This window comes from Natronosalvus amylolyticus (genome assembly GCF_024298845.1).
Taxonomy (GTDB): Archaea; Halobacteriota; Halobacteria; order Halobacteriales; family Natrialbaceae; genus Natronosalvus; species Natronosalvus amylolyticus.
This window is the reverse complement of sequence record NZ_CP101160.1, coordinates 369,317-391,117: the sequence shown is the minus strand read 5'-3', so window position 1 is coordinate 391,117 and position 21,801 is coordinate 369,317. Positions and strand designations below refer to the sequence as shown.

Genomic DNA, 21,801 nt, shown 5'->3' with positions numbered 1-21,801 from the left:
AAGTGACTGCTGAATATCTCGTTTATAGCCATCTTACTCTGACGAGGCAACTGTCTGTTCGCCTCGTCACCCCTCACGAGGCTACAAAACACTCTGTCGACGGCTTTCAAGATTCTCTCATTGATCTGTTGGGGCCTTCCCCAACACAGTTCTGTTGTTGGCCCCCTTCCCAACACATAGTGGATGGGCCAAGAACTCACACATCGGTATACGCACGTTGAATCCGGACTGGCTGAGAATGTCGTCATTCGACGGACGACTGACACAGATACGTACCCATCCGGGTGGAAGTATACGCTCCACCTTGGAACGCTAGAGGATCTAACGCTCATCCGATACGACAACGCTCACGAGGATACGAAAGGCCACGAACTTCACACCGCTGCAGGGGACACAGATGTTGAGTTCCCTGGGATGGAAGCATTACTCGCCAGGTTCTGTGCCAACGCAGATGAATACTGAGACGCCGTCGACGGCGGTCCAACTCGACCCTACTGATAACCAACAAGCACCCCACATCATGACCACGCTACACATCACAGTCGGCGATCGAGAACAGCTTCGCGAGGACACACTGCAGTTCGTTGCGGATGCAGAAGACGGAACCGCAGGTGAGGGCGATGAACGGTCGATCCTCCAGTTTGGAACCTATGACGACCTCGTTGCGAATCTTACACCGCTTCGCCTCGAGTTGATTCAGGCAATTGCAAAACAGAATCCAACGAGTATGCGCGAGGCCGCCCGCCTCGTCGATCGTGACGTCTCTGACGTTCACTCCGATCTCAAGCAACTCGAGGTTCTCGGCGTCCTTTCGCTCGAGGAGGGCGGGCCTGGGGGAGCGATGCAACCAGTCGTTCCCTTCGACCGAATCGAGATGCATATCGACTATCCGCTGCTCGAGGATGGACATGCTGACAGTGCTCCTGCAAGTGCCTAATTGGGTCTAAATTCCTTGAGTCGTGATGTGATCGACTCAATCTCGAAGCTCTGCAACCGATTCGCCGACTTCTCGAACGTGCTTACTTCGCTCGAGACCGAATTCTTCAGCGAGATAATCGACGGTCTCTTCGAGAGCCATGTCTGTAAAAAGCCGTTGTGACCGTATAAAAATACTGTTGCAGCCCCTCATGAACTTCGTGGCTCTACTGGCTCACGAAACAATTTGAGTCATCTCCTTTAGCGAATGAAGGCTCCGTCTGGAGCTGGTACGAGTCCTGTGCGGATCTCGAGGTCGACACGTCGGATATGCTTACAGCCCCCGTCTGGTTGGCGCTGTTCGAAACCAGGACAGGTGCACGTCTCTTTCTCGACGTCAACTACGTACGTGCTCCCGCTTTCACTGAAGACGTCGTAAACGGATCCTTGTTGGCCGAATCGGACGTCCATCTCTTCGGTGAGTGCACGACGGGTCCGTGGCTCGTCGAGAAAGGCGAGCTCGACCGACGGACCAACTACTATGATCTCAATGATTCAGGAGAGGAAGTTATTGAGAAACGACGAGAGTGGGAGTCACAGTACGTCAATTAGCCCTCATTGTGTTCGTACCACAGTCGCGTGCTCTATTCAGCAGATCTGGTGCGTCAAACACCAGGAGTAATTGAGGCAAAACTATGAGTTATATTGCTAATCTTTATAGAACTCCAATACGAAGTGGGCAGTTCTCGAGATCACTGTTGAAGCGAGCGAACTCTGCGAAGCCGAATACCTTCCTGAAGTCACATAGTCTCGCAAAGAGACTGCACAGGAGCGTCTCGATCGTCTCTCGACGAGGTTATCGGATCGGGAATAACCAAGTTCAGTCCGTAATTGTCTCCTCAAGCTTTGCAGGGAGTCGCTGCAGGCAGGTCTCCAGAAAACTTAGTGGCGCTTCCGCCTCGAGGTGTCCAGGTTCGTGGGATAGTTCCTCATCAGTCTCGATCTGAAAGTGAGTTGTCCCAAGGTCTTCGTGGTCGTCATCTTTGTGCCATCCCAGACTGACTGCATCGTCGGCCCACTGCACACGCTGGACATCAGTGCCAGCACGGGGACGCCAGGCAATCTCAAAAGTAGCCTGCTTTCGTGGGAACTCTTCCCCGAGGAACATCTCCGTATCGACATCAGCCACAACAGATCGTGGACGGAGTCGTGATGGTCGATACTGGACGGTGGTGAACCCAGGTTCTTTCTCGAGGCGTTCTTTGATCCGACGAAGTCCTTCGCGCCGAGTAAATCCTCGGCCACCAGCAAGAAACAGTACCATCCGTTTGTTAGCCTTCCTGTGGAAACGTTCCCGTGCCAATCTCCCCGATACGCGGATCTGCGTCAAGCCTCGTCAGTGAACTCTGCAGGCTAATGGCAAGCTGAAGCGCTTCCCGTACCTGGATGTTGTACTCCCATTCCTCGATCGTCTCGAGGCGCTCACGTCGATCGCTGGACGACAGATCCTTACCTCCAATACTCCGGCGAAGTTCTTCGAGTGACTCGACATCGTACGCTGCTTTCCACGAGTCAATTTCGTCACCGATTGCACGCAATTCGTTGGTGAGTTCGTCTACAGACTGTTCTTCAGCGAGGGTGCGGACTTCGCGCAAGAATTGCGTGACGTCGTCTGGCTTGTAGCACGTACCGTCAGCTGTTTCGACGACCTCGAGGTCGCCCTGATCGGCCATGCGATCGAGATATTTGGCAGCCGTATCCCTCGAGACGTCTGCCTCTTCAGCAATCCAGCCAGCATTTTGTGGCGTCGTTCGAGTCAACGCAACATGCCTGACGCGGTCAGCAGCGTCCATCTCCGGTGGCCACGCACGTGATTGATCGCTCATTGGTCCCTGTAGAGTCGCCTCGGACTAATAGTTTTGCATGCATCCGAATTATTTCGTATCTCTCGCTAAGGAAGTTGTCTGATCGGTTTGAGCACGAAACGGTCACATCGACACGTTGCATCGAGATCCGGATCTGATGTCTCTGGACGTGATCGTGACAACCTGTTCACGAGCTCTGTTCGGAGTTCCTCCCGAACGAGTGTCTCGGTATGCCAACCAACTCGAGCATCGTAGTGACGCTTCGAGAAGGCCTCTCCTCGAGAGTTCTCTGCGGTATACTGTGTGCATTTGGTGCCCCAGAGATGTGACGACCGGTACTCGGCAGCGAGATTTTCATGCGTGAGTTCGATCAGAACCCATTCCACGTACGAGACGATTGAGACTCTGCACCGGTCGTTTGGAACAGAAAGGTGTCGGCGAATCTCTCGTGACGTGGCCGTTATCTCTCGAGGCGTCTTGTAGTCGACTCCCAGTTTCGGTGTTGGTGGCTTAGAACTCATAGTCAGTGAGGGGAGTCATGCTCCCCTCACCCCTTTGGGGATGAGAAACCGTTCTGGTAAGTAGCGAAATTGCTCGAGGAGTTCGGAAGTTGGATGCATGAGAGCGTGAATCGGTTGTATTCGGTAGAAATTCTGATTTCTGTCCAGTTTGGGGGAATTGTTCACTGGGTAGTAAAACCGCCGTCGATAGCTAAGGAGGCGCTGAGAACCCTGTTGAGTCACTCGTCTTCGAGTGCTGCGTAGACGTCTGCGTGGCGGCGTCTGTCAAGCTTCCCCATCTCGAGGGCGATCTCGTGACGTTCGTCGTCGCTCTCGGCCGCCTGATACCGCTCGTACAGTCGGCAGGCTTCTTTGTCGACCGTCGCTGAGGAGTCGTTGTCGGACGTCACTTGTGTGTCGCTTCCGATCACAGTGGTATGAGGGTTTTGCCGCTAGGCATCTTTTAAGTAATGAGCGTGCCCGCGGACGTAGCTGTTCGCGTTCCAACTTCGAGCGATGCTGATGTCCTCGAGGACGGTGAGTGCCTCAGCAGGCGTCAATTGGCCTGTTCGGACAAATACCGACAGCAGCGTCGGCGTCGTCACGGTTACCTCGCCTGGCAATGACACTCGGTGTCGTCGGACCACGAGTCTGGGGATTGTCCCGTAGACGCGTTGTTCGACATCGTCACTGCGAGACGCGTCCTCGAACGAGGGACATCATCTGGGGACTCGCTGTTGGACATGCTCGTTCTTGTGTGGCTGTCGGTGTCGGTCTTGCTTCGAGGAATCGTTCCCACCGTAGTGCAGACTGGAATGCCTCCATCAACTGAACTTAACCAACAATGGGAGTGGTGATTGGGTTTGCGTTGGTTAAGAATCTACTTTTGAACTCGAAGTTCCCGAACTGGTTTCACCTGGAATCTATCTTGAGCGGTAACGACGTCATTCTGACCTACCTCATCGATCAGTGACGACCGCTGTGAGAGGCGATTGACCAGCTCGTCGCGAACTGCTTTGCGGCTAACTGTTGCTTCGTGCCAACCGAGTCGTTCGTCGAGATACCGCTTCTTGAATTCCTCACCGACGTCGTCGACGGCGATGAACTGTGTTCGCTTCACTCCCGTAACACTCGTCGAGACGAACTCGGCTCCGACGTCTTCGTGGGTGAGTTCGACGAGTGCACACTCAACAAAAGAGACGATGGCAGTCGGACTTCTGGTGTGTGGGAGCGTCAGCTCGAGATCTGCCCACGGTTCTTCGCTCGGTTGTTTCGTTTGCTCACTAGGTGGTCGTGATCGTTGTTCATGTTCTGAAGACATGGTTGTTGAGTAGGCGTGATAGCCCCTCGCCCCTCTCGGGGGGCGACAAACTCTACCGCAAATCGCATCATCATTTAATGAGTGATATCTGATATATTTTCAATAGACTCATGACGTCTGATGGCCCCTCGGCTAGAGAGAGCCAGCGGCGTTTGCACCGGTGTACCCTAGCCTTCCTTTGGATAATTCTTGAGGTGCAGAGGGTGACAAAACAGGCTTAGATTCAACAATAGGTCCGTCGGGCTGTTTTTAGGCGTTTAAAATGTCCTCGACGAACTTCAAGACACGGTCGTCTGGGTTAGTTGTGCTTGACGAGGGGGTGAGACCCTCTAATTCGAGAGAATCGGTGTCATATGCTAGGCGGAACTCGTCAACAGCGAATTACAGCATTTGACGGTGGTTCGTTGCGACTCGTGGCGGATTTACCCCATTCGGTCGAAAACAGACAATACAAGACCTGAAAAGTGCATGACGAGGATTCTGACCTCTTCGAATCGTACCTCGCAAAAAACATAGTAACTATGTCGTATCTTCCATGGATGACGAAATGTGACGACTAGTCGACCAGTCTAAAACGACAGTCAGTCCTCCTCGATATTTCATCTGAGAGGAAACTTTCTGCGTCAGGAAACAACGGTTTTGGGCCATTACCAGTATCGAAACCGGCCGAGTTTATCATCTACTGAGGGTTTCACCAGATCATTGAGCACAAATTCAGCAATGAAGCGGTTGCTGTCCCGGGTTACTTTTGGTGATCGTCAGTGGTCTGTTCGAGACTTCGATGCACATCGTCAAATCTTCGTCCTCGTCGTACCTCGTCTTCATACCTGTCGAACCCGATAAGTCTCATATCCGCCAATTGGGGGAGTAGAACGTGATGGAGTTCGTAACAGATCGTGAGGTACTCTCCGGAGTTGAGAGTCTCTCCCCTACGAAGAATCGGATCAGCAGACATCGAACTCTCATCGAGTAGCGCACGTAATACTCGCCGCTGTTGCGCTGAGAGTACCCGTTTGATGCGATCTTGGTTACAGCGTTCGTCACTCACAGGTCAAGTAGTTGCTACCGATCCGGTCACCCTCGCAGTTGCTCACTTCGACTGGTCGTTCTTTTCGACTTCGGTGACGATCACGTCCCAGTCTGGATGTTCGATTCCATTCCGGCATTCGAATCCGCCTTCTACATCGATTCCGTTCTCGTAGGCCCTGATAAGGAGGGCCTTTAGCTCCGCGTTCAATTCCGATTTAGACGTGACTGGTGTCTCCTCAGACGTCATTTTCCCACGTTCCTCCCATATTTATTCGCTGCTGGTTCGTGCCCTGGTGTGACGGTGACCACGCCGTAGCTGTACACAGTTATCGTGTGGCCTTCGTGGGAGAATGTGGAGTGGATATCTCCGTTCATCCCGTCTCGAACGCGGACGAGCGCGTTCAACGCCTCTGGGTCCACAGTAGAATGTAGCGACTTTAGTTCAACCGGATCAACGCCCATAACGTCCGCCAGCGTTGCAATAACAGCCATGCTCGCGGGAGTCTTCTCTTGATCAAACTGGGTACGAACAATCCCAGTTTCCTGCTGATACTCGACTGCTTCTACTCCAACCCCAGCCACCGTCGTGCTCATATCTACCCGTTCTAGCGGCCTGAATCGGTTTAACAGGCCTACTGATTATACAGGAGGTTTAAATAAAGAACCGCCAGAAGGATCATGACGAACTAACGAGAGTCGCTCCAATGAGGCGACGATGCCCGCGGCGGAGTCGTGAGGACAGCGATTGCTGGGTAATGCCGAGATCGTCTGCGATCTCTTCGAGCGACGCCTCACGTGGCGTGTCGAAGTAGCCACGCTCGTAGGCCAATACCAGTGCCTCACGTTGAGTCTCAGTTAACTCGTATCCTTCCCCCTGAATTGGAAGCATGGCGTGGACAGCGGTGATCTCTATCGGGATGTCGTTTTCCTGGCAGTACTCTCGAAACGCAGCGATTGCTTCCTGACTTTCGCCGCGCACCTCGAATCGCCACTCGTCTCTCGTTCCGATCCCAGTGAGCACGACGACGTTGGCCTTGGCCAGCGCACTCAGGACGCCGAAGTATTCTTGCTTCCACTCTGCGCGCATGAGATACTCATCCTCGACGCTATCGACCAGTCGAATGCCCGTCACGCCAGCGTGTGGTTCGAACGCGGTTTCGATGTCCTCAGTTTCTGCGCCACGCACCCAGAAGTACGGGATGATAAGCGTCTCGTGTGGGATCAGTCGTTCCAGTTCGACCGTCACTCCCGGCAAGTTCTCGAACACAGTTCCCAGTGGAAACTCCGCTGTCGGACTCGTAAACTCCATTACAGTCGCCATGCAGAATCCTTCGTCTGGCAGATGAATAGTCGCAAGGGGTGGTGTACCATGGGTCCAAAAGCGAATTGTCGCATCAGTACTGTCTGAGACGTCTCTTAGGCGTTGATTCCCGAGCGGAATGGTTGGGGAATCTATAGGTATTCACGTAGTTCTACGGAGTGATGAGAGTCTCACTGATGAGGCGTCGATGACCGCGTCGGAGTCGAGAAGACAGCGACTGCTGGGTAATATCGAGCTCAGCAGCGATTTCTTCGAGTGATGACTCGCGTGGCGTATCGAAGTAGCCACGTTCGAAGGCCAATACCAGTGCCTCTCGCTGGGTTTCAGTCAACTCGAAGCTATCTCCCTGGATCGGGAGCAATGCGTGGACCATCGAAATATCGATTGAAATATTATTTTCCAGATAGTGAGTTCGAAACTCAGCGATTGCTTCTTGAGTGTCCCCTCGTACCTCGAAGCGCCACCCGTCAACTGTTCCGATCCCCGAGAGAACGGTCAGGTTCGTCGCTGACAGCGCAGTCAACAGCCCGTCGTATTCTCGCACCCACTTTGCGCGCATGAGATACTCGTCTTCGATGTTATCGACCAGTTGGATGTCCGTCACGCCAGCGTGTGGTTCGAATGCGGATTCGATCTCCCCGGTTTCTGCGCCACGTACCCAGAAGTACGGGATTGTCAGCGTTTCGTGTGGAATGAGTCGCTCCAACTCGACTGTCACTCCCGGTAAATTCTCGAAAATACTTCCCAGCGGAAACTCCTCGGCTGGGACTGTGAATTCCATCTCAGTTGCCATGCGAGAACGTTCACACCGGGGACGGATAACCGACCATGGTGTGCCATGGCTTTAAGACCCTGAGAATACGGCTTGTGAGCAGGGTTGGGTATTCTGTAACTGGAAGAACGTGTAGCGCACTGGGCGGGCATGGTGCACCATGTCTTCATCTTTTGTACGGCCCAGCGCAACCTAGACCCATAATTGAGTATGAGTCTGATAACGGAAGTCCGAATACCGCCCGACGATTTCGAACTCGGGCAGATTCTCAGTCTCGATGAGGCGTCGGCTATCGAACTCGAAACGCTCGTCCCGAGTGGTGATGCCACTGTCCCGCTCTTCTGGGTCTACGAACCGGTCGGAGACGGGTTTCTCGACGCCGTCGAACGCTATCCAACTGTCAACAGCGTAACGGAGATGGAAGTGTTCGGAGATCGAACGTTGTTCAGGCTGGACTGGGATGCGAGCCAGGACCATCTCTTTCAATGCATCTTGAACCAGGAGGGACAGATATTGAGCGCGACTGGAACGTCAGAAGGATGGGATTTCGAGCTCCGATTCCCCCACCGTGAGGCCTTGTCTCAGGCTCAAGCCTGTTGTGAGGATGCGCACATATCCTTGGAACTCGTTCGGGTGTACAATCCTACGGATCCTGACGCTGGTCCGTGGTACGGCCTGAGCGAGCCACAACGAGAAGCGCTCATGCTTGCTGTTCGGATGGGATACTACGACATTCCACGAGGCTGCACGACTGAGGAACTCGCGGACGAACTCGGGATTTCCGATCAAGCCGTGACCGAACGGCTGCGTCGTGCCATCGGTGCGTTCGTCAGGCATACACTGCTCACCCCCGAGCCCGAGGCGTAAGCAAATCGGTTGGTTCCTTTGTGCACCATGGGACAGAGCCAGGCAGTTGGCGCTCCGCTATGTGAGTATGGATGAGAACCTAGAGCGAGGGGCACGCGATCTCCAGCAGATCGACGAACTTTCCAATTCGGGGGGACGAGAGAGGCCGATCTCCCCCGATAGGCTTCTGTCGGCAGTAGCAAACGATCATCGACGGGCTATCCTCAACTCACTGACTAGCGCATCGGAGAAGACACTGACACACGATGCACTCGTAGACCGTGTTGCAGATAGGGTTGGAGACGAAGACGCTGAGCGAACATCCGATGAACATCGCCAACGCGTACGGATCGCCCTTCACCATACCCATCTCCCAAAACTGGAGGAGCTCCGGATAATCGACTACGAGACCGAGACGAGACTCGTCCAGTTTGTTGGCGGTGAACTGGAACAAGATCTCCTGACGCTGGTCAAGCCGTACGACGCCAACGAGTGACGGAATACCGAACCGACTTCCCCTTCGTTCGACCGAATTTTCACTAAGTCCAAAAATTAGATCGGGGTGGATTCGAAGACTGGTTCCGGGTTGGTGGGTCGGGTGCCATCACAAACTCGGATGCGGCCATCGGCACGGATGAACACGTTCCAGTTCTCGACTCGAAAACTGAGGAGAGCATCACCATTGTTTGCTCCGTCGTGCTCCTCGAACAGACTGTTGAGGGCGTCCCCGTCAACGAATTCATACAGCGGCGGAAGTTCGAGCGGGTCAACCCCGCCTGCTTCTGCCAGAGCATCAATGATGACTTCCGAGGGAGATCGACCACTTTCGGGACTGTACTGGGCATCAACGACTGGCATGCAACTACGATAGATCGTTGGTTCCCCCTGCTCCATACCTCACATCGGTACTGAGGGGCCATCAAGGCTCCGTGTGATGAATTGACAATATCATTCGCGGGTCTGGTGGTAGCGAACGTTTTCAAGAGCCACCTCTTGGAGCACTCTTCCACGAGATACGCGCTGTGAGCTCAGCACTGATTGTTCGAACTGCCCGGCTTCTGTCAGGAGTGACGTGACCGACTCAGCGCGTGAATGTGGCACAGACTGAGAGCCGATCTGCGTGGGTAGTGATCAGTCAGGACAGGTTGTAAATAACACACCTGCGAGACATGCGGAATACCAACTATCACCTTACCAATTTCCGCCTCACTGACTCCTCCGCCCTTCTGTGCTGATTCCTCACTGGCTATCCTCCAGATGGGTATAATCACCCTCTTCGGCGAGAATCCACATCTTTTCGAGTTCTTTGTCGGTCGCGTTCGATGGATAAAGAACGCACTCGTTGGCCGAGTTTGGATTGTCTATGACAACGATACTCAATTCACAACGGCCAGATGCCCCTTCAACAGTCGGTGTCATATCGTTGGAGTGTGTCATAGTTAGGAAGGCAGAGCGTGGTCTGGCGGAGGGTGCGTTTGAACGGCCTGTTCGAGGCCACGCCGGTAGTGTGCAGCTTTCAACCAGGCAGCCGAATCAATCAGGAAGACAGCGACTTCGACGTCGTGTTTCTCCATAAGCTCCGCGAGAAACATCTCTGTGAGAGCGGTTGTAAGTGCGTAATACAGTTGAACGTGCAAGAACCGGTTGGTCGCTGGATCGACCGCTGCATACAGCCAGTATTGGTGTCCATCGATCCAGATCACAGTCTCGTCGAGTGCGACCTGGGTTGGACTGGCACCGTCTTTCGGCGCAAATCGGCTTTGTGAACCCAGTCATGAACCGCCTTCCGACTCCGTTCGACACCATACTTCTCGAGTTCTCGAACGGTATTCGAAAGCGACAGACCGCCCAGATGGAGTCGAATACCGAGCGCCATCAGCTCGCGTGGTGTCCGCTCGCGTTGCACAAATTCCAAGTCGATCCATCCACTAGATCCCTGAGGCTGGCAGTTTTCGGCATAGGCACCAAAGACTGCCACCGCCTCACCACTTCATACTCAAGCTAAACACCGTCATGGAAAGAGGCATTTCAACTGGCTAGGCCGATTCTTAGTACTCCGTCAAGCGTCGAAGTGTGAGCCGAACCTGACAATCGCTCTCGGTTCGGCTCACATGTTCAGGCTTGGCGAACCACTTTGTCGCATGTGAGACAGGACACATGTCCCACACTGTCCGATGGACTTGCACGTGGTAGTTCCTGCTCAACCCCTGCAAATCCGTCACAGAATGGCTTTTTTTGACTTTCTCGCATAGAGCAGCCATGAAATGACAGACGATATCGATCAGTTCGAATCCGACGCGAAACAGATCAGTGGGGGTTCTTCCGGGAGCAATCGCGCTGAGCGTCTGCCGACAGGGGTGGTTCGACGTGGAGGCGCTTGAGACGGATTACCTGGTGGTGGGTGCCGGGGCGTCGGGGATGGCGTTTACGGACACGTTGATCGACGAGTCCGATGCCAATGTCGTGATGGTAGACCGGCGGACGAATCCAGGTGGCCACTGGAACGACGCCTACCCGTTCGTACGGCTGCACAATCCGTCTGCGGTCTACGGAGTCAACTCACGGCGGCTCGGTACAGACGAGATCGACGAGGTCGGACCCAATGCCGGCTTCTACGAGCGTGCTACCGGCGCGGAGATCTGTGACTATTATCGCCGCGTACTCGAGAAGGACCTGATCGGCTCGGGGCAGGTTCGCTTTTTCGGCATGTCCAACTACATCGGTCCCGATGCGGGCCGCCATCGGTTCGAGTCGCGGCTGACCGGAGAGACGACCGAGGTCAAGGTCCGGCGCCGGGTCGTGGACGCCACCTACGTGGAATCGTCCATCCCCGCGACCCACACACCGCCCTTCGACGTTGAGACGGACGTGCGGCTGGTCACCCCCAACGAACTCGTCGACCTCACCGATCCAGCCGACGGGTTCACTGTCATCGGGGCGGGGAAAACGTCCATGGACACCTGTGGCTGGCTGCTCAAAAAGGGCGTTCCACCGGGAGAGATCAGGTGGATTCGACCCCGCGATCCCTGGACCTTTCCCCGGCGCAATTTTGAACCCCTGGAGCATGTGCCGTTAGTCATGGAGTCGTTTTCGCGGTGGACGGAAGCTGCCGCGGAGGCCGAAGACGTCCCCGACTTTTTCCGGCGACTAGAGGCCAACGAGGTGCTGATCCCGCTTGACCCCGAGGTCGAACCCGAAACCTTACGCGGGGCGACCCTCAGTCAGGATGAACGCGACGATCTACGCCAGATTCGCACTGTTATCCGTAAAGGATACGTCCAGCGTCTCGAGGCCGACCGCATCGTGCTCGACGAGGGGACCGTGCCCACCGACCCAAAGCATGTGCACGTCGACTGCACCGCCCCTGGTGTCGACACTCCCCCGACGCGGCCGATCTTCACGCCCTACCGGATCACCATTCAGTATATAATCGCTCCCGGGACCATTCCTTTCAGCCCTGCTATCACTGCGTACGTCGAGGCGAACCGCACCGACGAAGCGGAGAAAAACCGGTTGTGTCCGCCTAACCCCGGGCTCGGCGACGCGGAGAAGTTCGTCGGTCAAACTCTCGTCATGCATCGGGCCCTCGTCGCGTGGCAAGGGGAACCCGACATCGAAGACTGGCGACAAAGGTGTCGACTCAGTTATACACGAGGGATGAACGAACACCTCGACGACCCACGCATGCAGGACGCACTCGAGCGGATCGCTGAGTACCAAGAGCCGGCGATTACAAACCTTGATCGGTTATGGGAACTCGCCGCGTCCTCGACCTCCTGAACGGTTTTTTCAGAGTCCCCCTATCCCGACTTGCGTGGAAGGTTGGGCCACCTTTTGTACACACCGGTACCCTGAGCGGCGTGCCGTGACCAATTTGGGCCCTAAGTACTCCGTCAAGCGTCGACGTGTGGGCCGAACCTGACAAACGCTATCGGTTCGGCCCACACGTTTAGGCTTGACGAACCACTGAGTTCACCATGCTTCGCTCGACCTATTCAGCAGTTGGCAGAAGAAGTGTGGAACATCCAGAGCATTGGCTTAGTACTCCGTCATCGTCGTCGATAGTGGCCCCTGGTACAACTGGAGCCTCGACGAGCTCGAGCTACCGTGTGAGTCGCGCCGAGAAACCTGGGGTGATCGCTCGATCGTCGAGTCGTGGTTCAGCCCGTTCAAATTCCGGACCAGGCGGTTTTTCGACCGCTTTCCGTATCTGAGTTCGTGGCAGTCAGTTGATCGCTGGGCGAAAGCGTTCTCGTTTATTCACAATGCGAGGTGCTAATGCTGACACTCTTGCCTCGACCGCTGATGAAGATGGCCCACTATGGATTCAGCCGGCTGGGCCAGTTGGGCATCACTTTCTTAGAGGATGACGGCCAGAACGAAGCGCCCGGTCGTCTGGTTCGACGAACTTGTCATTTACGTCCAGTTCGATCCAGAGACTAGCGACACGGTAGCCGCCGCACGGTAAAGGCGACGTCGCAGACTACATACCTCCCGTTGCTCTGTGACATACGTCCGTGCTCTGTGAAGACCTGTCTGCGAAATACCAATGCGTAGCCACGACCCACTGTCAGTACTCGAGGTCCTCGAACACCTCGGGAATCGTCTCCGAGCGTTTGCGGTAGTGTGCGAACACGTCGGCCGCCCACCCCATCGCGTTTTCGTTTTCGGTTTCGATGTAGGCGATGGGGTGACCGGTCTGCTGGTCGTAGGAAAGAATTACAAGGCAGGTGTCGAACAGGCTGAAGTCGATGGGAATCGATTCGTCAGAAATGTATACCCCGAGAGCAGGATTTTTTCGTCTAATCTCGTTGACTTTTGGATGCACCTGCATGAACCGCTCTGCTGTCGCTCGAGACCAGATTCCTTCCGCATCGAACGTTGGATCGAGCAGCTTAGGCGTCATCGCATCGACAACACCAGGTGGGGTGACACCTTCGTTTCGGAGCACACGAAGGCGTGTTGCGTTTTCGAAGACGTCGATGTATCGGTCGTAGAGCCCGTATGGGTCCTCTGCTGTCGTTTGAATCACGAGCGAGTCGGCGAGCCAGGAGAATTCAAACGGTTGTGGTGCGTCTGCTACGTTCGAGAGAAACTTGGAGCCGGCGATTGCCTCGAGGACGGAAATCTGTCCAGCGGTCGTCTCGATAGTTTCTACTACGGCTTTTCCTAATGCCGTGAGGGTGTAGGCAGACTCCGTTTTCTCGGCGAGTCCGCCCTCACGAAGGGTTAGGAGATGACGGTTTACCGTCGCCAGTGAATAGCCGAGTTCGTCCTCAAGTGTGCGACTGGTCAGTGGGCCAGCGGACTCGAGAAGCGAGAGGATATCGCGGTGTTCAACCGCCGTTTCAGTGAGTGAAAACCCCGTCTCCTCCATTATAGGACTCTCACTGGTCACCATTATATACCTTTTGACACGATTTCATAATTTGAGTTTCACGCAATCAGTGAGTGTACTTTATTCCGTGGATATTCATATGGGAAGATTGAAGAGATCACACTCGATTACCGTTATATGAATCGGCCAGATCATTTTTCATCGAGCCAGGTGGCTCGGTGGGTACTCATCTGCGTGATGAGTCTGGGGTGTGTGGTGCTGGTGGCAATGGGGGGTGTCGCTGCGGAGACGGGCGCACCTGAATGCAATGACGTCGACTTCGATGAGAACAGCGACGGGTATTACGAGGTCGAGAATCTGAGCCAGTTACAGTGTCTCGAAGAACACGGACTCGAGGAGGACTACGTACTCGTCGAGGATATCGAGGCGAACGAAACCGAAGACTGGAACGACGGCGACGGCTTCGAGCCGATTGGAGACGGTGACGATAGATCGTGGGTAGAAGGTAACGAGACATTCAACGGCACGTTCGACGGCAACGACCGGACGATTGCCAATCTAACCATCAACCGCGGTGGAGATGACTTGGTTGGGCTGTTCGAAGTCATTGGCTCTCAGGGAACGGTTTCGAACCTGACACTCGAGTCTGCAACGGTTGCAGGGACCGATTATGTCGGCGGTTTCAGCGGACAGAATTATGGAACGGTTTCGAATCTCACACTCGTGTCTGCGACGGTTACGGGGAACGACGATGTAGGCGGTCTCATCGGTGAGAATCGAGGAACTGTTTCGGACGTTTCCGTGAGCACCGATGTAGCGGGTTCAGGGGATACCGGTGGTGCTATCGGATCGAACTTCGGGGGAATTATCACTGGGGCAACCGTCGAGGGAGCAGTCTTTTCTAAGCAAGATGTGGGGCCCCCTCGTGTTGGCGGGATCGTTGGCCATCACCATAGTGGCTCCAGCATCGATTCGAGTTCGTTTACGAACGGAACGGTTGATGGGGAAGACGAGAATATCGGCGGTATCGCTGGCGATGCCGACGGTAGTCCGAGTATCGATGGCGATGGCGACGGTAGTCCGATTACGAACTCGAGTGCGAACGGCACGATTGGAAACGAGGATGCAGACTCGGTCGGTGGGCTCGTCGGGACCAATTCCGCCGACCTCTCTGATTCGTACTCCACGGCGACCGTTCGCGGGAACGACAGTGTTGGTGGTATCGTCGGTGACGCCGAAAATAGTGACATCGAGCGAACGTACGCAGTCGGAGAAGTCGACGGGGATGGAGACGATGTCGGCGGTCTCGTCGGGGTTGCAAACAGTTTCGATTCCGGTTTCAGCATCGAGGACTCGTACTGGGACACCGAAACGACCGGGGTGAGTAAATCCTTTGACAGCGAAGGGGACGGACTTGTCACCGACGAGGGCGGACTCACCACCGACGAGATGACCGGTGCGAACGCCGCCGAGAACATGGTTGGCTTCGGATTCCCAGACGGTGGTGATCGCTGGCACGCCGTCGAAGACGACTACCCTGTCCTCTCGTATGAGGACACCGACCCCGTCTACGGCGTGGAGATTACCGGCACGAACTCTGCTATCGACGTGGGTGAGACACTCGAGGTGGACGCCACCGTCACCAACTTCGGCCCAGACGGCGACGAACAATCCATCGAACTACTGGACTTCGCTGGCGACGAGGTAGATACCGAGCATGTGACTCTCGAGAGTGGTGAGTCCATCGAGCTCACCCTCGAGTGGGACACCGAAGAAGGCGAAGGCAATCTCGACGACGTGACGGTTGCGAGTGAGAATCATACAGATACTCGGATAGTGTCCGTCGGCGCTGGTGAGGTGATCGCACAGTGTCAGACCATCGATACTGAGGGGGCATACGAACTGAGCGACGACGTCGAAGCGAGCGGGGAGTGCATCGAAATCGAGGCTGATGGCGTCTCCCTCGATGGGAACGATTACACGATTTCCGGCAGCGGTACGGGAATCGTCGTGAATGACCACTCCAACGTCACCATCACGAACGTCACGCTCAGTGGATTAGATGTCGGCATCGAGATGACTGATCTCGAGGACGCGACCGTTGAACATAACACCGTCGAGGGGAGCGCCGAGGACGGACTCGTACTCGAGGACGTGCAGGGCACCGCCATTGCTAATAATACGGTAAAAGAAGGTGCCACCAGCGGCATTCACCTCGCTGACACCACAGACACGGCCGTCGAGAACAACACGCTCAGAGAAAACGACGAAAACGGGGTGTACGTCGTGGACTCCGAGGAACTGGTGATTTCGGGGAACGAAGTCGTCGACAACGGTGAAGATGACGAGGAAGAACTGTCGCATCATGTCGAAGATGCGGGTATCTACCTCTCGGGAACCGTAGACAGTACTCTCGAGGCAAACAACCTCACAGCCAACGCCCAAGCCGCACTGTTCCTCGAAGAATCAAGTACGGATAATGACATTGTGAAGAACAGTATTAACGTCTCAGCAATTGGTGATGGTAAAAATTGGAATGCGGTCCGAATTGACGATTCTTCGGGGAACACAATTTCCGATTCGATCATAAGCACGGGTGAGGTGGACAGCCACTCTGACCGTCCTGAGTATTTCATCTACGTTGACAGCGCAGAAACAGTCGCCAAGGATAACGAAATCGACGGACACGCACGCGCTGGCATCGATATTCGTGGTGAGTCGAATACTGTCGACAATAATTCCATCGCTGGTTCGTTTCATCGCAGCGATGCTCAAAATGGCCACGCAATACGAGTTGACGCTACTGGTGAGGACTGGTCGGTGACGAACAACTCACTCAACGGCGCGGAAGTATGGGACGACAGAGCAGGAATCGCCATCACCGGTGATCAAACTGTCGAGATTCAAAACAACACCGGGACACCAGTAGGTCGTAACCTGGGTACTGACCTGAAACTCACCAACGTTGAGCAGTCCGTGGAGAACCAGCAGCTTACGACACCGGCAGGCGAGACAACGGTGACATTCACTGGAGCCGAACTGCGTCTCGATGGCGTCGATGAATCGCCTGCAGACCATGACACCGTCGAATCAACCGGCTACTACTTCGAGGTCGAGAAGATCTCAGATGAGTTTACTTTCGAGAACCTCGAGCTCGACTACAACGAAACGCGGCTCACGACAGGAGAGACGATCGACCCCGAGACGCTCTCGCTCTGGCGACTCGACAGCGGCGAGTGGGAAGAGATCGATGACTCCGGTGTCGATACCGACGAACAGGTCGTCACCGGCAACGTCACCGAAGACGGCATCATCGGTGTCTTCGGTGAGGAACCACCGCTCGTCGATATCACCGTCGACGACGTGACCGTCGAGCAGGGCGAGCCACTCGAGGTCGACCTCGAGGACGCCAAAGACTCGATTGGGGACTCGTTCGACGACGAGAGCGAAGTTATGTTCGAGTCAGACGTCTTTGACGCTGATCTCTTGGACGAGCCACTCACGAAGAACGTCACGTTCGAGGATGGGGACGCAAGCGACGTGAAACTCCTCGATGCAGATCAGACGGCGGCCCTCTCCGAAGCGAGCCCGATGGTCGAAGTCTACATCGAGGGCCACGGCCTGGTAGAGACGTTTGACCTCACCGTCGAAGCCGTCCTCGCTGACTTCGATGTCGCCGACGACGTAGCAATCGACCAAGGCGAGCCACTCGAGGTCGACCTCGAGAACGCCGAAGACAAGGCTGGTGACCCCTACACGAACACGGTTGACCTGACGGGTGACGATATCGACGGACAGGAGCTGTCGGCTGACGCCGTCGAGTTCGACACCGACGGTTCGGTGAGCGGGATTGAGCTACTCGAGGGAGAGACCACAGAAGAGATTTCGGCGGGAGCGTACGATGATGTCACCATCGAAGCCGCCGAGACCGACGTGACGACCCAGGTCGACGTCACACTCGAGGCAGTGCTCGCGGATTTCGCCGTCGAAGACGAGGGCATCGAGCAAGGTGAGTTACTCACGATGACGGTCTCGGATGCAGTCGACCTGGCCGGAGATGACTTCCATGGCGAGGAGACCGTCTTGGTCTCGGGGGGCGACCTCGAGGGTACTGACACCGATGTCGAGAAGACAGTCGACTTCGCGGGCACCGACGACGTGGAGTTTGAACTTCTGCCAGCAGACGAGACGGCTGGTCTCACCGCACAGAAAGCGAGCATCACCCTCGTGTGGGCCGACGATACGGACGTGGGGGCGACGTCCGAAGTTGTCGTCACGGCGGTACTGAACGAATTCGCCGTCGAATCCACGAACGAGCGTATCGACCAGGGCGATGCGTTGACACTCGAGGTTACCGACGCAGAAGACGTGGCTGGTGACTCCTACACTGGCACGGTCGACCTGACAGTCGACGATATTGATGGGAAAGACGCCAGCACGACAGCGGTTGAAATCAGTGAGGGGGTGGCAACCAACGTCGAACTGTTCGACGGCGAAACGCCAACGCTCGCCGCTGGATCGTACGACGACCTCGCGGTCACGGCTCAGGAAGCAGACGACGACTTCGACGTAACTATCGAGCCCGTTCTTACAACGCTCGACGTCGAGGACGCAACGATCACTCGAGGTGACCCATTGAGTGTGAGAATAACGGGGGCGTTCGACCTGGCCGGTGATCCGTTCGAGGAAGAACGTGAGACCACCATCGGGATGGAGGACCTCGAGGGTGTCGAAGACCGAACCGTCACCGTTTCATTCGAAGGTGAGGACACCGTCGAACTCACGGAGATTCTCGACGGCGAGACGACGCTCAACATCGATGCTGACACGTACACACTCGAGGTATATGCGGAGTCGGCCGACGAAGAGTTCGAACTAACCGTCGCAAACCTCTTTGCCGATGGCGACGGGAGCGCGGACGACCCATACCTTATCGAGGACTGGGGGCACCTCGACAACGTTCGATTCGCCCTGGATGCGAACGTCACCCTGGCGAACGACCTCGATGCCGACACGCCCGGCTACAGCGACGTTGCCAGTGAAAGTGCCAACGATGGCGACGGGTTCGAGCCGATTGGAGACAACTTTGACGCCTTCGAAGGGTCGTTCGACGGGGACGGATCGACGATTTCGGGTCTGTACATCGATCGCACTGAAGAGGACGACCTCGTGGGCCTCTTCGGCCGGACGGACGGGACGGCCACCATCGAGGACGTCCACCTCGAGAACGCGACTGTTCGAGGCACGTCTAACGTCGGCGGGCTCGTCGGTGCTGCAGACGGCACGATAGCGAACGTCAGTGCGGCGGTGGACGTCGAGGGAGCCCCCGGCGCCGAACCTGGCGCTGGCGGTCCGTCCGAAATCGGCGGCCTTCTCGGGTCCAACAGTGGCCAGATCGACAACGCCACGGCTGAGGGTTCGGTTACGGTCGAAGACGGAACCGAGATTGGTGGGCTCGTCGGATACAGTGGGGGCCTTGGCGGCGGAATAGGCTACATCGCGGATTCCCACGCGACCGTCTCCGTCGACGCCGAAAACAGCACGAACGTCGGTGGCTTGCTCGGGAACGCAGGTCCAGGGGGTACAGTGAGTGCCTCGTCTGCGACAGGCACCGTCGAGGGCGAAGCGGACGTTGGTGGCCTCGTCGGGGTGACCCAGAGCGAAATTGACAGTTCGTTCGCCACAGGGGCAGTTAGCGGGACCGAGAGCGTCGGTGGACTCGTTGGATGGAACAACAACGGTATCGTAGAGGAGACGACTGCAAACAGCCCCGTCACTGGTGATGAGAACGTGGGCGGGCTCGTCGGAGAGAACGCTGGCAACGTCTCTCAGTCGTATGCCACCGGAGTAGTCGACGACACAGGAAGCACCATCGGGGGACTGGTTGGATACGATGAGGGCGACGTCTCTGCCTCCTACTGGGACATCGATGCAACCACCCAGTTCGCTTCCGCAGGCTCCGATACCGACGAATATGGGTTGCGGACCGTCGAAATGACTGGCCTGAACGCAACCGACACGATGAACAGCTTCGCCTTCCCTGACGGCGAAGGTGCTGCTACCTGGCACGCCACCGACGACTACCCCGTCCTCGAGTGGCAGGGAACTGATACCTTCTTTGAGGTAAACGTCACTGAGTCGAACACACCAGTCGAGGAGGGAGACTCACTCGAAGTGACAGCTAACGTGACTAACTGGGCTGGCGATGGTGACCAGCGCCTCACCCTCACGAGTGACGCGACATCGGCCGAACTGGATGAGGCCGATGTCGAACTCGCCAGTGGTGAGCGTCCCGGCACAGTTTCACTCACCTGGGACACTGACACTGGTGACGCTGGAGAGTATACGATCACCGTCTCGAGTGAGAACCATAGTGAGACCGAATCGGTGACCATCGAAGCTGCGCCATCACCCTCACCATCATCTCCTTCCTCTGAGCCTGCGGATATCTCCGTGACAGAGGCAACTCTCGAGAACACGACTGTCCTCGTGAACGACTCAGTTCCGGTGAGCGCAACCCTCGAGAACAACGGTGACGAAGATGGCGAATACACGGTGGTTTTCTACGTTGATGGGGTTGCGTTCGCGAACGAATCCACAACGGTCGAAGGCGGCTCGAGCACGACGGTCAAGACGAACGAAAGCATCGGGAATGTTGGTACGTACACCATCACCGCCGACGACGTCGAGGCAGGAAACGTAACCGTTGATCGCCCCGCCTCGTTCGACCTCGGGGCAGTTTCATTCGCTGCAGACGAGGCCGAACCCGGTGCAGCTGTGACACTCACAACGACGATTACGAACTCGGGAACGCTATCGGCTGAGCGAACCGTCACCGTCGCCTCTCTCGAAGACCACGATGCAAACGAGACGGGTAAGGACGTAGATACTGAATCGCTCACCCTCGATGGTGGTGAAAACGACACCCTGGAATTCGGTTTCGAGACACCCACGACAGAGGGGAAGGCGAACTATCTCATCCAGACGGGCGATGACGAGGCGATGGTAAACCTCTCCGTTGTCGAAGACGAACAACCCGAGTTCACGATCATCTACGTGGACGCAGACTATGGAATTCTCGAGCCCGGCGAAGAAGAGCGCGTCCTTGTCACCGTCGCCAACGAGGGCGACGAAGCAGGCGACGCAGACGTCACGATCGACCTCGAGGGTGAAGTGCAGTCAGAAACCCTCGAGTTGGACCCCGGAAGGGCTGGCGACGCTGCGTTCTTCCTGAGTGCTCCCGACGATGCGGGTGAGTACGAGTATACCGTCAGCGTGGATGAAACAGAGACAACCGAGACGATGATCGTCGAAGCGCCAGAACCATCGAAGCCCGATTGGAGCGTGAGCGACATCTATTCCGACCCGAACACTGCCGCACCCGGAGAGGATGTAGATATCTGGCTCACAATCGAAAATGACGGGGATAGAGACGGGACGTTGGATGTCGAGTTCTATCTTGGCGAGGAGACATCAGAGATAAAAACGCTCGACATCGAGGCCGGTGATGGCGATCTCATCAAAACCACACTCTCCGCTCCGGAAGCGGAAGGTATGTATGACTTTGGGGTCGTAATCGCGGAAGGAGAGAGCTTCGTAGACGAAGTAGAGGGAACAAAAACCGTCTCCGAAGGCGCTGGCGACGACGATGATCCTGACAACAGGTCGGATGATGATGCTGATGATGAAAACGACGATGGACAACCGGGCTTCGGTATTGCCGTGACTCTCCTCTCGCTAGCGCTCTTAATTTTCACAATCAGATATCGACGACGGTGACTTCGTACCGAAACCACTTACGACACTGGGTATTCACAGAAATGCAAGGAGAAAGCCCATGACTTCAGTCGTGGGTCGATGACCGTTACAATCGTAGATGACTGCACGTTGTCTC

20 protein-coding genes and 3 pseudogenes are annotated in these 21,801 nt (G+C 55.8%); 9 read left to right on the top strand and 14 right to left on the bottom strand.

Annotated features, from left to right (window positions below):
• Window positions 1–183 precede the first annotated feature (183 nt).
• The 4 genes and pseudogenes from NLK60_RS19360 to NLK60_RS19620 all read left to right on the top strand — a co-directional run.
• Window positions 184–462 carry a toxin-antitoxin system TumE family protein gene (locus NLK60_RS19360; protein WP_254810923.1) on the top strand — a complete coding sequence of 93 codons (279 nt, stop codon included), beginning with the start codon at window positions 184–186 and terminating at the stop codon, window positions 460–462.
• Window positions 463–520: 58 nt separating this feature from the next.
• Window positions 521–937, top strand: a complete 417-nt coding sequence (locus NLK60_RS19355; RefSeq protein ID WP_254811109.1) for an HVO_A0114 family putative DNA-binding protein — start codon at window positions 521–523, stop codon at window positions 935–937.
• A gap of 308 nt (window positions 938–1,245) precedes the next feature.
• A complete protein-coding gene (locus tag NLK60_RS19350; protein ID WP_254810922.1) occupies window positions 1,246–1,527 on the top strand; it encodes a hypothetical protein in 282 nt (93 codons plus the stop codon).
• A gap of 127 nt (window positions 1,528–1,654) precedes the next feature.
• Window positions 1,655–1,789: pseudogene (locus tag NLK60_RS19620) on the top strand (DUF3006 domain-containing protein); the annotation flags it as partial.
• A 6-nt stretch (window positions 1,790–1,795) separates the two neighbouring features.
• Here the strand turns inward: NLK60_RS19620 and NLK60_RS19345 are convergent.
• The 10 genes from NLK60_RS19345 to NLK60_RS19305 form a co-directional block, all read right to left on the bottom strand.
• Entirely contained in the window at window positions 1,796–2,239 is a 444-nt protein-coding gene (locus NLK60_RS19345; RefSeq protein WP_254810921.1) for a hypothetical protein, read from the bottom strand.
• 7 nt (window positions 2,240–2,246) lie between these two features.
• A complete protein-coding gene (locus tag NLK60_RS19340; RefSeq protein ID WP_254810920.1) occupies window positions 2,247–2,801 on the bottom strand; it encodes a DUF4208 domain-containing protein in 555 nt (184 codons plus the stop codon).
• 65 nt (window positions 2,802–2,866) lie between these two features.
• Entirely contained in the window at window positions 2,867–3,301 is a 435-nt protein-coding gene (locus tag NLK60_RS19835) for a DUF8030 family protein (protein WP_484555231.1), read from the bottom strand.
• A 218-nt stretch (window positions 3,302–3,519) separates the two neighbouring features.
• On the bottom strand, window positions 3,520–3,690 hold the full coding sequence (locus tag NLK60_RS19335) for a hypothetical protein (protein WP_254810919.1): 171 nt from the start codon (window positions 3,688–3,690) through the stop codon (window positions 3,520–3,522).
• A gap of 42 nt (window positions 3,691–3,732) precedes the next feature.
• A complete protein-coding gene (locus NLK60_RS19330; RefSeq protein WP_254810918.1) occupies window positions 3,733–3,909 on the bottom strand; it encodes a hypothetical protein in 177 nt (58 codons plus the stop codon).
• A gap of 251 nt (window positions 3,910–4,160) precedes the next feature.
• A complete protein-coding gene (locus NLK60_RS19325) occupies window positions 4,161–4,601 on the bottom strand; it encodes a DUF8030 family protein (RefSeq protein ID WP_254810917.1) in 441 nt (146 codons plus the stop codon).
• A gap of 1,090 nt (window positions 4,602–5,691) precedes the next feature.
• Window positions 5,692–5,877, bottom strand: coding sequence for a hypothetical protein (locus NLK60_RS19320; protein WP_254810916.1), 186 nt, complete (start codon window positions 5,875–5,877; stop codon window positions 5,692–5,694).
• Complete coding sequence (locus NLK60_RS19315) at window positions 5,874–6,224, bottom strand: HalOD1 output domain-containing protein (RefSeq protein ID WP_254810915.1); 351 nt, start codon at window positions 6,222–6,224, stop codon at window positions 5,874–5,876. Before NLK60_RS19315 ends, NLK60_RS19320 begins: the two co-directional genes overlap by 4 nt.
• A gap of 82 nt (window positions 6,225–6,306) precedes the next feature.
• Window positions 6,307–6,951: a helix-turn-helix domain-containing protein gene (locus NLK60_RS19310; protein WP_254810914.1), complete on the bottom strand. Its 645-nt coding sequence runs from the start codon at window positions 6,949–6,951 to the stop codon at window positions 6,307–6,309.
• Window positions 6,952–7,102: 151 nt separating this feature from the next.
• Window positions 7,103–7,744 carry a helix-turn-helix domain-containing protein gene (locus NLK60_RS19305; RefSeq protein ID WP_254810913.1) on the bottom strand — a complete coding sequence of 214 codons (642 nt, stop codon included), beginning with the start codon at window positions 7,742–7,744 and terminating at the stop codon, window positions 7,103–7,105.
• Window positions 7,745–7,933: 189 nt separating this feature from the next.
• Between NLK60_RS19305 and NLK60_RS19300 the strand changes: the two genes are divergently transcribed.
• Both NLK60_RS19300 and NLK60_RS19295 read left to right on the top strand, forming a co-directional pair.
• Window positions 7,934–8,590 (top strand): helix-turn-helix domain-containing protein, encoded by a 657-nt coding sequence (locus tag NLK60_RS19300; RefSeq protein ID WP_254810912.1) that lies wholly within the window; start codon window positions 7,934–7,936, stop codon window positions 8,588–8,590.
• Window positions 8,591–8,657: 67 nt separating this feature from the next.
• A complete protein-coding gene (locus NLK60_RS19295; protein ID WP_254810911.1) occupies window positions 8,658–9,065 on the top strand; it encodes a DUF7344 domain-containing protein in 408 nt (135 codons plus the stop codon).
• Window positions 9,066–9,121: 56 nt separating this feature from the next.
• Here the strand turns inward: NLK60_RS19295 and NLK60_RS19290 are convergent, their stop codons facing one another.
• The 3 genes and pseudogenes from NLK60_RS19290 to NLK60_RS19285 form a co-directional block, all read right to left on the bottom strand.
• Entirely contained in the window at window positions 9,122–9,463 is a 342-nt protein-coding gene (locus NLK60_RS19290; protein ID WP_254810910.1) for a HalOD1 output domain-containing protein, read from the bottom strand.
• Between the two features lie 345 nt (window positions 9,464–9,808).
• On the bottom strand, window positions 9,809–9,988 hold the full coding sequence (locus tag NLK60_RS19760; RefSeq protein ID WP_425499098.1) for a DUF7511 domain-containing protein: 180 nt from the start codon (window positions 9,986–9,988) through the stop codon (window positions 9,809–9,811).
• A 50-nt stretch (window positions 9,989–10,038) separates the two neighbouring features.
• Window positions 10,039–10,547, bottom strand: a pseudogene (locus NLK60_RS19285) (IS6 family transposase); the annotation flags it as partial.
• A 332-nt stretch (window positions 10,548–10,879) separates the two neighbouring features.
• Here NLK60_RS19285 and NLK60_RS19280 point away from each other — a divergent pair.
• Together NLK60_RS19280 and NLK60_RS19830 are read left to right on the top strand one after the other, a co-directional pair.
• Window positions 10,880–12,349 (top strand): NAD(P)-binding protein, encoded by a 1,470-nt coding sequence (locus NLK60_RS19280; protein ID WP_254810909.1) that lies wholly within the window; start codon window positions 10,880–10,882, stop codon window positions 12,347–12,349.
• Between the two features lie 543 nt (window positions 12,350–12,892).
• Window positions 12,893–13,037: pseudogene (locus tag NLK60_RS19830) on the top strand (HVO_A0114 family putative DNA-binding protein); the annotation flags it as partial.
• A 102-nt stretch (window positions 13,038–13,139) separates the two neighbouring features.
• Here NLK60_RS19830 and NLK60_RS19275 read toward each other — a convergent pair.
• Window positions 13,140–13,946: a helix-turn-helix transcriptional regulator gene (locus NLK60_RS19275; protein ID WP_254810908.1), complete on the bottom strand. Its 807-nt coding sequence runs from the start codon at window positions 13,944–13,946 to the stop codon at window positions 13,140–13,142.
• A 198-nt stretch (window positions 13,947–14,144) separates the two neighbouring features.
• Between NLK60_RS19275 and NLK60_RS19270 the strand changes: the two genes are divergently transcribed.
• Window positions 14,145–21,686 carry a right-handed parallel beta-helix repeat-containing protein gene (locus NLK60_RS19270; RefSeq protein ID WP_254810907.1) on the top strand — a complete coding sequence of 2,514 codons (7,542 nt, stop codon included), beginning with the start codon at window positions 14,145–14,147 and terminating at the stop codon, window positions 21,684–21,686.
• Window positions 21,687–21,801: the final 115 nt, after the last annotated feature.

Bases quoted from the DNA above. Each gene is read 5' to 3' on its own strand.
- NLK60_RS19360 (WP_254810923.1), top strand. From the start codon at position 184: ATGGGCCAAGAACTCACACATCGGTATACGCACGTTGAATCCGGACTG.
- NLK60_RS19355 (WP_254811109.1), top strand. From the start codon at position 521: ATGACCACGCTACACATCACAGTCGGCGATCGAGAACAGCTTCGCGAG.
- NLK60_RS19350 (WP_254810922.1), top strand. From the start codon at position 1,246: ATGCTTACAGCCCCCGTCTGGTTGGCGCTGTTCGAAACCAGGACAGGT.
- NLK60_RS19345 (WP_254810921.1), bottom strand. From the start codon at position 2,239: ATGGTACTGTTTCTTGCTGGTGGCCGAGGATTTACTCGGCGCGAAGGA.
- NLK60_RS19340 (WP_254810920.1), bottom strand. From the start codon at position 2,801: ATGAGCGATCAATCACGTGCGTGGCCACCGGAGATGGACGCTGCTGAC.
- NLK60_RS19835 (WP_484555231.1), bottom strand. From the start codon at position 3,301: ATGAGTTCTAAGCCACCAACACCGAAACTGGGAGTCGACTACAAGACG.
- NLK60_RS19325 (WP_254810917.1), bottom strand. From the start codon at position 4,601: ATGTCTTCAGAACATGAACAACGATCACGACCACCTAGTGAGCAAACG.
- NLK60_RS19320 (WP_254810916.1), bottom strand. From the start codon at position 5,877: ATGACGTCTGAGGAGACACCAGTCACGTCTAAATCGGAATTGAACGCG.
- NLK60_RS19315 (WP_254810915.1), bottom strand. From the start codon at position 6,224: ATGAGCACGACGGTGGCTGGGGTTGGAGTAGAAGCAGTCGAGTATCAG.
- NLK60_RS19310 (WP_254810914.1), bottom strand. From the start codon at position 6,951: ATGGCGACTGTAATGGAGTTTACGAGTCCGACAGCGGAGTTTCCACTG.
- NLK60_RS19305 (WP_254810913.1), bottom strand. From the start codon at position 7,744: ATGGCAACTGAGATGGAATTCACAGTCCCAGCCGAGGAGTTTCCGCTG.
- NLK60_RS19300 (WP_254810912.1), top strand. From the start codon at position 7,934: ATGAGTCTGATAACGGAAGTCCGAATACCGCCCGACGATTTCGAACTC.
- NLK60_RS19295 (WP_254810911.1), top strand. From the start codon at position 8,658: ATGGATGAGAACCTAGAGCGAGGGGCACGCGATCTCCAGCAGATCGAC.
- NLK60_RS19290 (WP_254810910.1), bottom strand. From the start codon at position 9,463: ATGGAGCAGGGGGAACCAACGATCTATCGTAGTTGCATGCCAGTCGTT.
- NLK60_RS19760 (WP_425499098.1), bottom strand. From the start codon at position 9,988: ATGACACCGACTGTTGAAGGGGCATCTGGCCGTTGTGAATTGAGTATC.
- NLK60_RS19275 (WP_254810908.1), bottom strand. From the start codon at position 13,946: ATGGAGGAGACGGGGTTTTCACTCACTGAAACGGCGGTTGAACACCGC.
- NLK60_RS19270 (WP_254810907.1), top strand. From the start codon at position 14,145: ATGAGTCTGGGGTGTGTGGTGCTGGTGGCAATGGGGGGTGTCGCTGCG.